A 16,171-nucleotide genomic window follows, 5' to 3' on the forward strand; every position below is an offset into this window, starting at 1 on the left:
GGCCGGGGGGGGGGGGGCGGGGGGGGGGCGCGGCCCCCCCCCCCCCCTGGGGGTCCCCCCGGACGGAGTCTGGGGGATGGTGGAAGGGCGGGTAGGGGACAAGCCCCGCGCAGCGGCACACCCACCCACCAGGCGGCAGCCCGTCAGGCGGGCCCGGCCGTCAGCCCCGCGACCACCGACCGCGCAAGGTCGTCCAGATACCCCGCCGGGACCCCGTCCCGCACCACCACCAGCCGCCAATACAACGGCCCGATCGCCAGATCAAGCGCCCGCCCGGCATCCACCCCCACCGCCAGCTCCCCCCGCGAGACCGCCTCCGAGATGATCCCCTCGGCCATCCGCCGCTGCCCCTCCACCAGCGCCCCCCGCACCGCGTCCGCGATCTCGGGGTTCCGCGCGGCCTCCACCAGCAGGTCCGGGATCACCGCCGAGGCCACCGGGTGCCGCAGCACGTGTGACATCACCTCCAGCAGCGCCCGTACGTCCCCGTAGAGCGTCCCCGTGGACGGCACCGGCAGGCCGTCCACCGCGAACGCCCCCACCAGGTCCAGGACCAGGTGCAGCTTCGACTTCCACCGGCGGTACACGGCCGTCTTCCCGACGCCCGCCCGCCGCGCGATGCCCTCGATCGACATCCGGGCGAACCCGGCCGTCGCCAGTTCCTCGACCACGGCCGCCCGGATCGCCTCGGTCACGTCCTCGCGCAGGACGGCGGCCCCGGCGGGGGCTCTTCGGGGGGCGGCGGAAGGGGTGGCAGCAGGCTCAGTGGTCATGAGCAGAGCATATCGCGCGACGACGATACGGTTGCGTTCCGACGTCCGACGTCCTAACCTCACCGTAGCGACGATACGGACCCGTCCCATCGCCAGCGACGCCCCGACCCCGTCGAAAGCGACCCACGTGACAGTGACCACCGCGCCCCCGGCCAGGAGCAGGACCAAGCCGACGAGGCCCACCCGGCCCAGCAGGAGAAAGCCCCAGGCCCCGGACCCGATCGCCGAACTGGCGGCGGCCCACGACCTGACCCTCAGCGGCGCCCGCCCCCCGCTCCCCTCCTACGTCGGGCAGCTCTGGGGCAGACGCCACTTCGTCACCGCCTACGCCACCGCCCGGATGCACGCCCAGTACAGCCAGGCCAGCCTCGGCCAGGTCTGGCACCTGATGACCCCGCTGCTCAACGCGGCCGTCTACTACTTCATCTTCGGCCTGGTCATGCACGCCAGCCACGGCGTGCCGAACTACCTGCCGTTCCTGATCACCGGCGTCTTCGTCTGGGACTTCATCGGCAGCTGCGTCAACGCCTCCACCCGCGCCGTCCACGGCAGCCTCGGCCTGGTGCGCGCCCTGCACTTCCCGCGCGCCTCCCTGCCCCTGTCCACCGTCGTGCAGCTCTTCCAGCAGCTGCTCGTCACCATGGGCGCGCTGATCGTCCTGCTGCTGATCTTCGGCCAGACCCCGTCCCTGAACTGGCTGCTCGTCTTCCCGACCCTCCTCCTCATGGCCTGCTTCTGCGCCGGCTGCGCCATGATCATGGCGAGGATCGGCGCGAAGAGCCCCGACGTCAGCCAGCTGATGCCGTTCGTCCTGCGGACCTGGATGTACGCCTCGGGCGTCATGTGGTCCATCGACAAGATGCTCAGCACCGACCACCTGCCGCACTGGGTCACGACGGCCCTGAAGACCAACCCCGCGGCCGTCTTCATCGACCTGATGCGCTTCGCGCTCATCGACACGTACAAGGCGAACCAGCTCCCGCACCACGTATGGCTGATCGCGCTCGGCTGGGCCCTGATCGCCGGCGTCGGCGGGTTCATTTTCTTCTGGAAGGCAGAGGAGGAGTACGGCCGTGGCTGACACCGCAACCGCAACCCGCACCGCCCCGCAGGTCCCGGACACCCGCGTCCCGACCGTCATCGCCGACGACGTCCACGTGATCTACAAGGTGCACGGCTCGGGCGGCCGCAAGGGCGGCGCCACCGCCGCCCTGAGCCGGATCTTCTCCGGCAAGCCCACCACCGGCGCCGTCCGCGAGGTGCACGCCGTCAAGGGCGTCAGCTTCACCGCGTACAAGGGCGAGGCCATCGGCCTCATCGGCTCCAACGGCTCCGGCAAGTCCACCCTGCTGTCCGCCATCGCCGGCCTCCAGCCGGTGGCGGCCGGCCGGATCTTCTCGCACGGCCAGCCGTCCCTGCTCGGCGTGAACGCCGCCCTGCTGAACGATCTGACGGGCGAGCGCAACGTGGTCCTCGGCGGCCTCGCGATGGGCATGTCCAGGCAGCAGATCCGCGAGCGCTACCAGGACATCGTCGACTTCTCCGGGATCAACGAGAAGGGCGACTTCATCTCGCTCCCCATGCGGACGTACTCCTCGGGCATGGGCGCCCGGCTGCGGTTCTCCATCGCCGCCGCCAAGGACCACGACGTCCTGATGATCGACGAGGCCCTGGCCACCGGGGACGCCGCCTTCCAGCGGCGCAGCCAGGCGCGCATCGAGGAACTGCGCGAGCACGCCGGTACGGTCTTCCTCGTCTCCCACGGCATCGGCACGGTCCGCGAGACCTGCGACCGCGCGATCTGGCTGGAGTCGGGCGTCCTGCGCATGGACGGCCCCTCGAAGGAAGTCTGCGACGCCTACGAGGCCTTCTCCAACAAGCGGTGAACCCGAACGGGCCGGGCCCGGGACCACGAAGGTCCCGGGCCCGGCCCGTTCACGCGGAAGCGGGGGCTACGTGTGCGCCCGCAGCAGCGACCGCATGGTCCGCATCGCCACCGACAGGTTCGCCAGGTCGAAGTCGTCCGAGCCCTGGATCTCGTCCAGGGTCGTCCGGGCCCGCCCGATGATCGCCGCGTTCTTCTCCTCCCACGCCTTGAAGCGCTCCTCGGGAGTCGAAGTGCCGTTGCCCACCGACAGCACGTCGGCGGTCAGCGAGGCATGCGCCGCGAACAGGTCCTCGCGGATGGAGGCACGGGCCATGGACTGCCAGCGGTCGGACCGCGGCAGGTCGATGATCCGGTCCATCAGCTGGGTGATGCCCAGACGGTCGGCGAGGTCGTAGTACACCTCGGCCACGTCCAGCGGCTCCACACCCGTACGGTCCGAGATCGCGACGATGTCCAGCGTCGGGAAGGCGGACGAGAAGCCGGCCACCTTCGCCGCCAGATCCTCCGGCACGCCCTCGCCGATCAGCTCGGCCCGGACCGCCTCGTACCACTCCAGGTCCGCACCGCGCACCAGCTTCGCCAGCTCCGCCCAGACCTTCTCCACGCGCTCGGAGAAGAACTCGATGGTCTCGGTGATCTGGAGCGGCTGCGGCCGGTTGTTCAGCAGCCAGCGGGTGCCGCGCTCGACCAGGCGCCGCGAGTGCAGCCGCACCCGGGTCTGGACATCGGCGGCGACCTCGTTGTCGAGTGCCTCGACGGCGTCCCACACCCCGGCCAGGCCGAAGATCTCGCGGGCCGCGAGCTGCGCACGGACGATCTCCTCCAGGGAGGCTCCGGTCTCCTCGCGCAGGCGGTGCAGGAAGGTCGAGCCACCGCTGTTGACGGTGTCGTTGACCAGCACGGTGGTGATGATCTCGCGGCGCAGCGCGTGCCCGTCGACCTGCTCCGGGAACTTCGCGCGGAGCGCTCCCGGGAAGTAGGCGTGCAGCAGGCGGGCGAGGTACGGGTCGTCCGGCAGCTCGGTGTGGATGAGCTCGTCCGCCACCGTGATCTTGGTGTAGGCGAACAGGACGGCGAGCTCCGGCTGGGTCAGGCCCCGGCCGTTGTTCAGCAGCTCGCGGATCTGCCGGTCGTTGGGCAGGAACTCCAGCGCCCGGTCGAGCAGTCCGTCCTTGCCCAGGCGGCGCATGAAGCGCTGCTGGGCGTGGAGCAGGCTGGGCGCCTGGGCCGCGCCGTTGGCCAGGGCGGTGTTCTGGGCGTAGTTGTTGCGCAGGACGAGCCGGCCGACCTCGTCGGTCATCTCGGCGAGGAACTTGTTGCGCTGCTTGACGGTCAGGTCCCCGTCGGCGACGACCGAGTTCAGCAGGATCTTGATGTTCACCTCGTGGTCGGAGGTGTCCACGCCCGCGCTGTTGTCGATGGCGTCGGTGTTGCACCTTCCACCTGAACGAGTGCCGCCCTCGCCGCCGCCGCCGCTGCGGGCGAACTCGATGCGGCCGAGCTGGGTCAGACCCAGGTTGCCGCCCTCGCCGATGACCTTGGCCCACACGTCGGAGCCGTTGACGCGGATGGCGTCGTTGGCCTTGTCGCCGACGTCCGCGTGCGTCTCGGCCGTCGCCTTGACGTACGTACCGATGCCGCCGTTCCACAGCAGGTCCACGGGGGCCTTGAGGATGGCCTGCATCAGCTCGGCCGGGGTCATCTTGGTGATGCCCGACTCGATGCCCAGGGCCGCGCGGATCTGCGCGTTGACCGGGATGGCCTTCGCGCTGCGCGGGTGGATCCCGCCGCCCTGCGAGAGCAGCGCGGTGTCGTAGTCCGCCCACGAGGAGCGCGGCAGCTCGAACAGGCGCCGGCGCTCGGCGTACGAGGTCGCCGCGTCCGGGTTCGGGTCGATGAAGATGTGCCGGTGGTCGAAGGCGGCGACCAGGCGGATGTGCTCGGAGAGCAGCATGCCGTTGCCGAAGACGTCACCGGACATGTCGCCGACGCCGACGACCGTGAAGTCCTGCGTCTGGGTGTCGTGGCCCAGCTCGCGGAAGTGCCGCTTGACGGACTCCCAGGCACCGCGGGCGGTGATGCCCATGCCCTTGTGGTCGTAGCCGGCCGAGCCGCCGGAGGCGAAGGCGTCGCCGAGCCAGAACCCGTAGGACTCCGCGACCCCGTTGGCGATGTCGGAGAAGGTGGCGGTGCCCTTGTCGGCGGCGACGACGAGGTACGTGTCGTCCTCGTCGTGGCGGACCACGCCCTTCGGCGGCACGACCTCGCCGCCGACCATGTTGTCGGTGATGTCGAGCAGCGCCGAAATGAAGATCTTGTACGAGGCGATGCCCTCGGCGAGCCACGCGTCGCGGTCCACCGACGGGTCCGGAAGGTTCTTCGCGACGAAGCCGCCCTTGGCGCCGACCGGCACGATCACCGTGTTCTTGACCATCTGCGCCTTGACCAGGCCGAGGATCTCCGTACGGAAGTCCTCGCGCCGGTCGGACCAGCGCAGACCGCCGCGGGCGACCTTGCCGAAGCGCAGGTGGACGCCCTCGACGCGCGGGGAGTACACCCAGATCTCGAAGGCCGGGCGGGGCGCCGGCAGCTCCGGGATGGCCTGCGGGTCGAACTTCATCGACACGTACGCGTGCTGCTCGCCCGCGTCGTTGAGCTGGAAGAAGTTGGTGCGCAGCGTGGCCTTGATGAGGGTGAGGAAGGACCGCAGGATCCGGTCCTCGTCCAGCGAGGCGACCTGGTCCAGGGCCCCGTCCAGTTCCTCCAGCATCGCGTCCACGAGCTCGCTGCCCGCCGACTGGCGGCCGGGCGACATCCGCGCCTCGAAGAGCGAGACCAGCAGCCGGGTGGTGTGGACGTTGTTGCGGAGGGTGTCCTCCATGTAGTCCTGGCTGAAGGTGGCACCGGCCTGGCGCAGGTACTTGGCGTACGCGCGCAGGACGACGGCTTGGCGCCAGGTGAGCCCGGCGCCCAGCACCAGGGTGTTGAAGTTGTCGTTCTCGGCGTCGCCCTGCCAGACCGCCGCGAAGGCGTCCTGGAAGCGCTCGCGGGCGTCGTCACCGAGGTAGTTGGACGTCGCGGCCGAGTCCCCGCTGCCGTTCGACAGCGGCATCCGCAGACCGAAGTCGTAGATCCACGCGTTCGTACGGTCGCTGCACCGCAGCTCGTACGGCCGCTCGTCGGTGACCTCGACGCCCAGGCGCTGGAGGACCGGCAGGACCGCGGACAGGGAGACCTGCTCACCCGTGCGGTAGATCTTGAAACGGCGCTCGCCGGGGCCCGCGCCGACCGGCTCGTAGAGCGAGAGCGCGAACTCGCGGTCGCTCGCGGACAGCCGCTCCAGGTGGCACAGGTCCGCCACCGCCGCGCGCGGCGAGTGGTCGGCCTTGTAGCCCTCGGGGAAGGAGGTGCCGTACTTGCGCAGCAGCTCGGCGGCGCGCTCCTCGCCCAGCTCCGCCACGAGCGCCTCGCCGAAGCCGTCGGCCCAGGAACGGGCGGCCTCGACCAGCCGGCCCTCCAGGCGCTCGACGTCGGCATCGGTCAGTGCGGGCAGCTCCGTGCCCTGCGGGACGCGGACGACGAAGTGGATGCGGGAGAGGATCGACTCGGTGTTCCAGGCGGTGAAGTCGACGCTGATGCCGCCGAGCTCCTCCTTCAGGATGTCCATCAGCCGCAGCCGGACGCCGGTGGTGAACCGGTCGCGGGGCAGGTAGACCAGCGCGGAGTAGTAGCGCCCGTACTCGTCCTGGCGCAGGTACAGCCGCAGCCGGCGGCGCTCCTGGAGGTACAGGACGGAGGTGGCGATGGCCTGGAGCTGGTCGACCGGGGTCTGGAACAGCTCGTCGCGCGGGTACGTCTCCAGGATCTGCAGCAGGTCGCGGCCGTCGTGGCTGGACGGCGCGAAGCCGGCGCCGTCGAGGACCTCGGCGACCTTGCGGCGGATGACCGGGACGCGGCGCACCGACTCGGTGTACGCGGCGGAGGAGAACAGACCGAGGAAGCGGCGCTCGCCGACGACGTTGCCCTCGGCGTCGAACTTCTTCACGCCCACGTAGTCGAGGTACGAGGGGCGGTGCACGGTGGAGCGGCTGTTGGCCTTGGTCAGCACCAGCAGGCGGTGCTCACGGGCCTTGGCGCGGGCATCGGCCGGCAGCCGGTTGAAGGAGGGCGAGACGGGGTGGCCGTCGTCCTTGCCGCTGTGGTGCGGGTCGGAGCGCAGGATGCCGAGGCCGGTGCCGGCCACGGCGGCCAGGGAGTCCCCGTCGACCAGGTTGTACTCGCGGTAGCCGAGGAAGGTGAAGTGGTCGTCGGAGAGCCAGCGCAGCAGCTCGCGGGCCTCTTCGAGCTCGTACTCGCGCAGGTCCGGGGCGGTGGGCTCGTTCGGCAGCTCGTCCGCGATGCGCAGCGCCGCGTCGCGCATCTTCTCCCAGTCCTCGACGGACTCGCGGACGTCGGACAGGACGCGCAGCAGATCGACGGTGATCTGCTTGAGGTCGGCCTTGTCGGTCTCGCGGTCGATCTCGACGTGGATCCAGGACTCGACGAGCGAGTCGTGGGGGCGCGCGGTGCGGGGACCGTGCGCGTCGCAGTCGGGGCCGAGGATCTCGATCAGCTTGCCGGTGACGTCGCGGCGGACGACGACCTGCGGGTGGATCACCACGTGGATGCCGCGGCCCTGGCGGGACAGCTCGTTGGTGACGCTGTCGACCAGGAACGGCATGTCGTCGGTGACCACCTCGACGACGGAGTGGCTGGAGGTCCAGCCGTTCTCCTCCACCGTGGGCGTGTGCACCCGCACGTTCGCGGTGCCCTGCGGGCGCGTCTCCGCGATCCGGTAGTGCGAGAGCGCCGCCCCGAACACATCGACCGGATCCCGGTCCAAGAGGTCCTCGGGGGCGGTGTGCAGGTAGTAGCGCTGGAGGTACGCGAGCATCGTGTCCTGATCAGGACGGTCAGGACGCTCCCCTTGCTCGGACCCAGTCGGAAGTAGCCCCCCGGCCGGGCTGTTCTCAGCTACCCGGGCCGCCCGCGCGAGCAGCTCGGCCTTTGCTTCGTCCAGCTTGGTCTGCATGTCCTCTGGCTCCTGTCGCGCGCCATTGCGTGACGTAGGTGAAGGAAGGAATGACGTAGCGCCGCGAGGCGGGGTGTCGGTGTCCGTTCGGGATCGACGCTATGTCGTCGAGAAAACCGCCTGGGAGAGAATCGGCCATGATCGGCAAGAGGTCCCGGCAGCGGGGATCAGCGATGGCCCGGGCACGGTCGTGCGCCGGGCGCTGGCCGGAGGCTTCAGTGCCTCCGAGGACTATCGCGCTGATCACGGGTACCAGGCTATCTCGCCCCACCCCCGACTCGTCATGAGCTGTATGTGTACAAATCCGGGGGTGGAACTTTGACACTCTGGACAGCGACGCGCCCACAAGTGCGTGCAAGTGGCTATTCGGCCGTCTCGCGAGCAGTGCGTACGGCCTCGGCCAGGGTGTCCACGACGGGCACACCGGCTGATTCCAGACTGCTGCGACTGTGTGAACCGCCCGTGTAGAGAACGGCCCGCGCGCCCACGTGCGCCGCGGCCAGCGCATCGTCCACGGCGTCGCCGATGAGGACCGTACTCGCGGCCGTCACCCCCGTCTCCTCCAGGGCCTGGAGATGGCGTACGAGGTGTCCCGCCTTGCTGGTGTGGGAGGGCCCGGTGCGGCCGTCGACGCGCAGGAAGTGCCCGTCGATGCCGTGCGCCCGCACGAGCGGGACCAACTTGTCGTGGGGCGCGAGGGACAGCAGGGACTGCGTGAGCCCCTCCGCCTGCCAGTCGCGCAGCAGCTCCCCGGCCCCTTCGGCGAGCCCGGCGGCCTCGGCCGCGGCCCAGTAGTGGCGGTGGAAGGTCTCGTCCATCACGGTCCACTCGGCGTCCGTGGGGAGCCGGCCCATGATGCGCTCGTAGAACTTCGGCACCGGTACGACGTACAGCTCGCGGTACGTCTCCAGGGTGATCGGCGCGAAGCCGAACTCGGCGAAGGAGGCGTTCGTCGCCGTGATGACGGCGTCGATGTCGTGGAGGAGGGTGCCGTTCCAGTCCCAGACGATGTGCGGGTCCCGCTGTCTCATTTCAGCAGCCCCGGAATCTCCTGGATCCCGAACCAGAGCAGCTCGTGGTCCTCGGCTCCGTCCACGGTGAACCGTGCGTCCTCGTCGCCCAGGTCGGCGGCCGCGAGGGCCCGCGCGGCCGCTGTGACGTCCTCCAGGGCGTCCTCCGCGTCCACGTGCACGGCGGCGGCCACGGTGAGCCGTACGGCCCCCGCGAGGGCCACCTGGCCGAGGGTGGACTCCTCGACCCCGGGGGTCGCGGTGGCGGCCTTGTCGTCCACGTCCACGGCGACGACCACGCGCTTGCGGGGCGCGGCCCCGTCCTCGGCGAGCATCCGCAGGCTGGCGGCGGCGGCCCGGCTCAGGGCGGCGTACTCCAGCTCCTCGATGTCGTCCGACACGTACCACTCGCGCAGGCCGGGCGTGACGGCGTACGCCCGCAACGGAGCCGGCCCCAGCTCACCCGCCTCGTGCGCCTCGGCGAGCCCGGGAAGGGTCAGGGGGACGTACACGCGCATGGCCGGCCGCTTTCGGTAGTCGGAAACGCCTTCAGGATACGGCCGTTCCCCGACGGGACTCCGTCCGGTGACGGGTCCGTCCCCCTTCGGGGTGCCGGGGCGGGAGCGGGGGCCGTCAGCTTCGCTCCCCGGAGTGCGGCGCGCGGAGCCCGGGGGCGGGGGCCATCCACCACGGATAGGTGAAGGCGGACCGGGGCCGCGGCGGTGGAGCGGGGCCGTTGCGGAGCGTGTCCGCGGGCCCGTAGAAGTCTCCCCACCAAGTTACCGCCCGGTACCCGCTCCGGGCCCGGACACCTCGGGGACGGCCGTCATGACCACCAGGACCACCAGGACCACCAAGACCAGCAGGCCCAGCAGGAACGCCACCCGGCCCCCCGGCCGCCACGACCAGCGCCGCCCGCCCACCACGATCCACCGGGGCCCGCACCACTGGTTCGCCGACCGGCTGCTGGCGGTGCTCAGCGGGCTCCGCCCGGTCCACTCGCTCATGGGCCACACCATCGGCCCCGCCTACGACCAGCTGATCACCCTGGCCGCCCCGGACCCCGTCCAGGGCGCCCCGCGCCCCGTCGTCCGCCAGTGCGGCCGCTTCACCCCGGGCCCGGGGGTCATCGAGGCCTTCGCCCGCATCGCCACCGGCGACCGGCTGACGGCCATGGCCTTCCGCCTGGAACAGGGCCCCGACCTGCGCTGGCGCTGCGCGGCCGTCGAACTCCAGGGCCCGCGCCCGTGAGCTCCGCGGCCGAAAACAGCCGGGGGGGGGCGCCCCCCCCCCGCAACATGCGTGCTCGCCCCCCCGCCCGGGGCGCCGCCGCCAGGGGCGGGGGGCTGTGATGGGAGGCCCGCCGCCCCCCCCCCCCCCCCCCCCCCCCCCCCCCCCCCCCCGGCCCCGCGGCCCCCCCCCCCCCCGCGCCGGGCCCCCCCCCCCCCCCCCCCGGCGGGTCCGCCGCGAACGGCGGAGGGGTTACTTCTTGCGGCGGCGGCCGCCCGCGGCCTTCGCCGCCTTGCGGCGCTCCGCCCGCGTCATCCCGGACTCGTCGTCCCCGGACTCGGAGTCGGACTCGAAGTCACCCTCGACGACCCCGCCCTCCCCGTCCACCGTGGGCGCGGAGAAGTGCAGCCGGTCCGGCCGCTGCGGAGCGTCCAGGCCCTTCGCCCGGATCTCCGGCTTGGCCAGGGAGGGACCCGCGGCGTCCGCCACCGGGACCTCCTCGACCTGCTGCTCGACCTGGACCTCCAGGTTGAACAGGTAGCCGACGGACTCCTCCTTGATGCCTTCCTGCATGGCGTTGAACATGTCGAAGCCCTCGCGCTGATACTCGACCAGCGGGTCCTTCTGGGCCATCGCCCGCAGGCCGATGCCCTCCTGCAGGTAGTCCATCTCGTAGAGGTGCTCGCGCCACTTGCGGTCCAGCACCGACAGCACCACGCGACGCTCCAGCTCGCGCATGATGTCGGAGCCGAGCGTGGCCTCGCGCGCCGCGTACTGCTCGTGGATGTCGTCCTTGACGGACTCCGCGATGAACTCGGCGGTGATGCCCGCACGGTCGCCCGCCGCGTCCTCCAGCTCCTCGACGGTGACCTTGATCGGGTAGAGCTGCCGGAAGGCGCTCCACAGCCGGTCCAGGTCCCACTCCTCGGCGAAGCCCTCGACCGTCTCGGCCGTGATGTACGCGTCGATCGTGTCGTCCATCATGTGACGGATCTGGTCCTGGAGGTCCTCGCCCTCCAGCACCCGCCGGCGCTCGGCGTAGATGACCGTGCGCTGGTTGTTGAGGACCTCGTCGTACTTCAGGACGTTCTTGCGCGTCTCGAAGTTCTGGGTCTCGACCTGCGACTGCGCCGAGGCGATGGCACGGGTGACCATCTTGTTCTCGATCGGCACGTCGTCCGGCACGTTCGCCATCGACATGACGCGCTCGACCATCTGCGCCTTGAACAGGCGCATCAGGTCGTCGCCCAGCGACAGGTAGAAGCGGGACTCGCCCGGGTCTCCCTGACGGCCGGAGCGGCCGCGCAGCTGGTTGTCGATGCGACGGGACTCGTGGCGCTCGGTGCCCAGCACGTACAGCCCGCCGAGCTCCTTGACCTCCTCGAACTCCGCCTTCACGGCCGCCTCGGCCCGCGTGAGCGCCTCGGGCAGGGCGTGCGCCCACTCCTCGATGTGCTCTTCCGGGTCCAGACCGCGCTGGCGCAGCTCGGCCTCGGCGAGGTCGTCCGGGTTGCCGCCGAGCTTGATGTCGGTACCGCGGCCGGCCATGTTCGTGGCGACCGTGACGGCGCCGCGGCGGCCGGCCTGGGCGACGATCGAGGCCTCGCGCTCGTGCTGCTTCGCGTTCAGCACCTCGTGCGGGATCCCCCGCTTGGAGAGCTGGTTCGAGAGGTACTCGGACTTCTCGACCGACGTCGTACCGACGAGGATCGGCTGGCCCTTTTCGTGCTTCTCCGCGATGTCGTCGACGACGGCGGCGAACTTCGCGACCTCGGTGCGGTAGATCAGGTCCGCCTGGTCCTTGCGGACCATGTCGCGGTTGGTCGGGATCGGGACGACACCGAGCTTGTAGATCTGGTGGAACTCGGCGGCCTCGGTCATGGCCGTACCGGTCATGCCCGACAGCTTCGAGTACAGGCGGAAGAAGTTCTGGAGGGTGATCGTGGCGAGGGTCTGGTTCTCGTCCTTGATGTCCACCCCTTCCTTCGCCTCGATCGCCTGGTGCATGCCCTCGTTGTAGCGGCGGCCGGCGAGGATGCGGCCGGTGTGCTCGTCGACGATCATGACCTCGCCGTCGATGACGACGTAGTCCTTGTCGGCCTTGAACAGTTCCTTCGCCTTGATGGCGTTGTTCAGGTAACCGACGAGCGGGGTGTTCACCGACTCGTAGAGGTTCTCGATGCCGAGCCAGTCCTCGACCTTCGCGACACCGGTCTCGTGGATGCCGACGGTGCGCTTCTTCTCGTCGACCTCGTAGTCGCCGGTCTCCTCGATGCCCTTGAGCGGCTGGCCGGCCTCGCCCTTGGTCAGGCGGGTGACCAGCTTCGCGAAGTCCGCGTACCACTTCGTGGCCTGGTCGGCCGGGCCCGAGATGATCAGCGGGGTACGGGCCTCGTCGACGAGGATCGAGTCGACCTCGTCGACCACGGCGAAGTTGTGGCCGCGCTGGACGAGCTCGTCCTGGGACCACGCCATGTTGTCGCGGAGGTAGTCGAAGCCGAACTCGTTGTTCGTGCCGTACGTGATGTCGTGGGCGTACTGCTCACGGCGCTGGGCCGGAGACATGTTCGCCAGGATGCAGCCGACCTCAAGACCGAGGAACTTGTGCACCCGGCCCATCATCTCGGAGTCGCGCTCGGCCAGGTAGTCGTTCACCGTGATCAGGTGGACGCCCTTGCCGGACAGCGCGTTCAGGTACGCCGGGAGGGTGCCGACGAGGGTCTTGCCCTCACCGGTCTTCATCTCGGCCACGTAGCCGAGGTGCAGGGCGGCACCGCCCATGATCTGGACGTCGTAGTGGCGCTGGCCGAGGACGCGCTTGGCGGCCTCGCGGACCGTGGCGAAGGCCTCGGGCAGCAGGTCGTCCAGGCTCTCGCCGTCCTGGTAACGCTGCTTGTACTCGTCCGTGAGCGCACGCAAGTCGGCGTCGGAGAGGTTGACGAAGTCCTCTTCGATGGAGTTGACCTGGTCCGCGATGCGGTGCAGTTTTTTGAGGATCTTGCCTTCGCCTGCACGCATGAGCTTGTTGAAGACGGACACCGAGGTTTGTCTCCTTGCCGGTCGGGCCTGGCACTGGTTCGTACACGGGCACGGAGGGTGGGCCCCACCGCAACGGCCATCGTAAGCGAGGACGCGGTCGCGTCGGGAGGCCCGCACCATCCGCGGGGCAGGACTGCCCGGAAATGAGAACGTGCGGGGGGCGCCGAAGGTGCCGGTGTGACCAGCCCCTCTCACCTGAAAAGTGTTCGCCGGGCCCGTCCCTCGGCAGCAGAATCCGTCCCATGGACCCGATCACCCTGACCACCGAACGCCTGATATTGCGCGCGCACCTCCCCTCGGACATCGACGAGGTGCACGCGGCGTGCCAGGACCCGCTCATCCAGCGCTACATCTCCGTACCGGTCCCGTACGGGCGCACCGACGCCGAGACCTACGTGGCCAGGGTCCCGGGCGGATGGCAGGACGACTCCGAGTACAACTTCGCGGTCCGCCTCGGCGCCGACGGCCCGCTCGTCGCCACCATCGGCCTCGCCCCGAGCGGCGCGAACGCCCACGAGGTCGGCTACTGGACCGTCGCCGGACACCGCGGCCGCGGCTACCTGAGCGAGGCCCTGCCCGCCGTCGCGCGCTGGGCCTTCACCGAGGCCGGCTGCGTCCGGATGATCTGGCGGGCCGCCGTCGGCAACCACGCCTCCCGCGCGGTCGCGGAGAAGGCCGGCTTCGTCGTCGAGGGCATCGCGCGCGCGGGCATGGAACACCGCGGGACCCTTCGGGACTGCTGGACGGGCGCCCTGCTGCCCTCGGACCTGTCCCTGCCGAGCCGTCTGCCGTACCTGCCGTCGCCTTCGGCTGTCAGCGGGCGCGTTTAGGGTGCGGTCCATGACGACCGCCACCCCCTCCCCCCTGTCCCCCCTCTCGCTGTCCGCGGACGAGGCCCGCCGCATCGCGCTGCGCGCGCAGGGGTTCCTGGGGGCGCCCGACCGGCGCGGCGGGGTACGCGGAGTCCTGCGCCACCTCGGCGCCGTCCAGCTCGACACGATCTCCGTACTGGCCCGCTCCCACGAGCTCATCCCGTACGCGCGCCTGGGCGCGGTCGGCCGCTCCGCCGTCGAAGCCGCGTACTGGTCGGAGCAGCACGCCTTCGAGTACTGGTCGCACGCGGCCTGCATCCTGCCCATCGAGGAGTGGCCGCACTTCGCCTTCCGCCGCCGGGCCCGCAAAGCGCGCGGCCACCGCTGGCACGTCCTGGCGGACAAGGACCGCTCGACGAAGACCGTCCTGGACCGCCTCGCCGCGGAGGGCCCGCTCACCTCCACCGAGCTGGGCGGCGCCAAGAACGGCGGGGAATGGTTCGAATGGTCCGAGACGAAGATCGCCGTCGAGTGGCTGCTCGACATCGGCGAGGTCGTCTGCACCGAGCGGCGGGGCTGGAAGCGGGTCTACGACCTCCCGGAGCGCGCCGTCCCCGGCCATCTCCTCCACGACGACCTGGACGACCGCGAGTGCGTGCGCCGCTTGGTGGTCCTGGCGGGGCAGTCCCTGGGCGTCGGCACGCGGTCCGACATCGCGGACTACCACCGGCTGTCGGGCGCGCAGTTCGACGCGGTCGTCGCCGACTCCGGTCTGGTGCCGGTGGAGGTGGAGGGCTGGGCGAAGCCCGCCTGGGCCGACCCGGCGGCCCTCGCCGAGGCGCCGCGCGGCCGCCACCGCACGACCCTGCTCTCCCCGTTCGACTCCCTGATCTGGGAACGCCCGCGCACGGAGCGGATCTTCGGCTTCACGCACCGGCTGGAGGCGTACGTCCCCAAGCCGAAGCGGATCCACGGCTACTTCGCGATGCCGCTGCTGGCGGGCGGCCGCCTCCAGGGGCGGGTGGACCCGGCCCGGGAGGGCACCACCCTGGTGGCCCGCCAGCTCTCCCTGACCACCCCGAAGGCGGCCCGCCCGATGGCGGAAGCCCTCCGGGAGGCGGCGTCCTGGGTCGGCTGCGACGCGATCCGCATAGACCAGGCGAGCTCCCCGGCGGAGGCGGCTGCGGTCACAGCGGAACTGTCAGCGCTGTGACGAATCCAGCCTCGCCGGCGTTTGAGGCGCGGGGTCCGGGGCGGAGCCCCAGAAGGGTTCCGGGCACAGCCCGGGGAACGGTGGAAGGGCGGGTAGGGGACAGCCCCGCAGGGCAACCCACCCGCACCGCGACGGGCCCGCCCTAGCGGATCTCCAGGATCTTCTCCCGCATCGCGTACACCACCGCCTCCATCCTGGAGTGCAGCTGCAGCTTCTCCAGGATGTTCCGCACGTGGTTCTTCACCGTGTTCTCGGAGATGAACAACTCCTTGGCGATGTCACGGTTGTTCATCCCGGTGGCGACGAGTTTCAGGACCTCCAGCTCCCGGTCCGTCAGCCTCGGCGCCGGCACCAGCCGCCGCTCGTCCGTCCGCTGGATCATCGACTTGAACTCCGTCAGCAGCTTCGACGCCATCGACGGGCTGATCTGCGACTGCCCGTCCGCCACCGCCCGGATCGCCGTGGCGACCTCGTCCGTGGAGATCTCCTTCAGGAGGTACCCCGTGGCGCCGGCCTTGATCGCGTCGTAGAGGTCCGCCTCCTCGTCGCTGATCGTCAGCATGATGATCTTCGCGGAGGGTGCCACCTCCTTGATCGACGTGCACGCCTCGATCCCGCCGCGCCTCGGCATCCGTACGTCCATCAGCACGATGTCCGGCAGCAGGTCCGCCGCCTTGTCCACGGCCTCCGCACCGTCACCCGCCTCGCCGACGACCTGGATGTCCTCCTCCTGCGCGAGGACGATCTCCAGTCCGCGCCGGAACAGCGCGTGGTCGTCGACCACGAGCACCCGGATCGGCTCTGCGGCCCGGTTTTCCTCACGGCAGCCCGCACCGTCGTCAACGCGCACCGGCCCGAAGCTGTCCGCCATCGTTCCTCCCCCTGCACCGCATGTGCTGAGCTGCTGGGTCAATCCGACGAGAGCGGCCGTCGGCTGACTGCCCGACATGATTCCATGCCCAGGTAACCGGGCGGGGGCAGACGATTACAGGCCGATGATTCCCGGCCATCCCCACAGACGGGGGGGGCCCCCCCCCCCCCCCCCGCGGGCCGGGGGGCCCCCCCCCCCGCCCGCGGGCGGGGGGGGCCCCCCCCCCCCCCCCCCCCCCCCCCCCCCCCCGCGCGCGCGCGCCCG

At 70.9% G+C, this 16,171-nt stretch carries 11 protein-coding genes; 5 read left to right on the plus strand and 6 right to left on the minus strand.

All coding sequences use genetic code 11. From position 1 onward, the window contains the following. Positions 1 to 143: 143 nt before the first annotated feature. Entirely contained in the window at positions 144 to 773 is a 630-nt protein-coding gene (locus tag ACFXDJ_RS34765; RefSeq protein WP_384851218.1) for a TetR/AcrR family transcriptional regulator, read from the minus strand. Between the two features lie 133 nt (positions 774 to 906). Here ACFXDJ_RS34765 and ACFXDJ_RS34770 point away from each other — a divergent pair, with 133 nt between their 5' ends. Both ACFXDJ_RS34770 and ACFXDJ_RS34775 read left to right on the plus strand, forming a co-directional pair. Then, positions 907 to 1,854, plus strand: a complete 948-nt coding sequence (locus ACFXDJ_RS34770) for an ABC transporter permease (RefSeq protein ID WP_384664026.1) — start codon at positions 907 to 909, stop codon at positions 1,852 to 1,854. Then, entirely contained in the window at positions 1,847 to 2,659 is an 813-nt protein-coding gene (locus ACFXDJ_RS34775) for an ABC transporter ATP-binding protein (protein ID WP_384851220.1), read from the plus strand. Before ACFXDJ_RS34770 ends, ACFXDJ_RS34775 begins: the two co-directional genes overlap by 8 nt. A 66-nt stretch (positions 2,660 to 2,725) precedes the next feature. On the opposite strand, the gene ACFXDJ_RS34780 is transcribed toward ACFXDJ_RS34775, so the two are convergent. From ACFXDJ_RS34780 to ACFXDJ_RS34790, 3 genes are all read right to left on the minus strand, one after another. Further along, complete coding sequence (locus tag ACFXDJ_RS34780) at positions 2,726 to 7,732, minus strand: NAD-glutamate dehydrogenase (protein WP_384851222.1); 5,007 nt, start codon at positions 7,730 to 7,732, stop codon at positions 2,726 to 2,728. Positions 7,733 to 8,094: 362 nt separating this feature from the next. Further along, a complete protein-coding gene (locus ACFXDJ_RS34785; protein WP_384659353.1) occupies positions 8,095 to 8,763 on the minus strand; it encodes an HAD family hydrolase in 669 nt (222 codons plus the stop codon). Then, a complete protein-coding gene (locus ACFXDJ_RS34790) occupies positions 8,760 to 9,260 on the minus strand; it encodes a DUF6912 family protein (RefSeq protein ID WP_384659356.1) in 501 nt (166 codons plus the stop codon). The genes ACFXDJ_RS34785 and ACFXDJ_RS34790 overlap by 4 nt, the downstream gene beginning before the upstream one ends. Positions 9,261 to 9,570: 310 nt before the next feature. On the opposite strand from ACFXDJ_RS34790, the gene ACFXDJ_RS34795 reads away from it, so the two are divergent. After that, complete coding sequence (locus ACFXDJ_RS34795) at positions 9,571 to 9,993, plus strand: Rv3235 family protein (protein ID WP_384659359.1); 423 nt, start codon at positions 9,571 to 9,573, stop codon at positions 9,991 to 9,993. Between the two features lie 231 nt (positions 9,994 to 10,224). On the opposite strand, the gene secA is transcribed toward ACFXDJ_RS34795, so the two are convergent. Then, positions 10,225 to 13,011 (minus strand): preprotein translocase subunit SecA, encoded by a 2,787-nt coding sequence (secA, locus tag ACFXDJ_RS34800; protein ID WP_384659362.1) that lies wholly within the window; start codon positions 13,009 to 13,011, stop codon positions 10,225 to 10,227. A gap of 242 nt (positions 13,012 to 13,253) precedes the next feature. Here secA and ACFXDJ_RS34805 point away from each other — a divergent pair, with 242 nt between their 5' ends. Beyond that, positions 13,254 to 13,841: a GNAT family N-acetyltransferase gene (locus ACFXDJ_RS34805; protein WP_384659365.1), complete on the plus strand. Its 588-nt coding sequence runs from the start codon at positions 13,254 to 13,256 to the stop codon at positions 13,839 to 13,841. Between the two features lie 10 nt (positions 13,842 to 13,851). After that, positions 13,852 to 15,036 (plus strand): winged helix-turn-helix domain-containing protein, encoded by a 1,185-nt coding sequence (locus tag ACFXDJ_RS34810; protein WP_384659367.1) that lies wholly within the window; start codon positions 13,852 to 13,854, stop codon positions 15,034 to 15,036. A gap of 142 nt (positions 15,037 to 15,178) precedes the next feature. Here ACFXDJ_RS34810 and ACFXDJ_RS34815 read toward each other — a convergent pair whose 3' ends face one another. Then, entirely contained in the window at positions 15,179 to 15,907 is a 729-nt protein-coding gene (locus ACFXDJ_RS34815) for a response regulator (RefSeq protein ID WP_384659370.1), read from the minus strand. Positions 15,908 to 16,171 lie beyond the last annotated feature (264 nt).

Source organism: Streptomyces sp. NPDC059443, assembly GCF_042750105.1.
GTDB lineage: Bacteria > Actinomycetota > Actinomycetes > Streptomycetales > Streptomycetaceae > Streptomyces.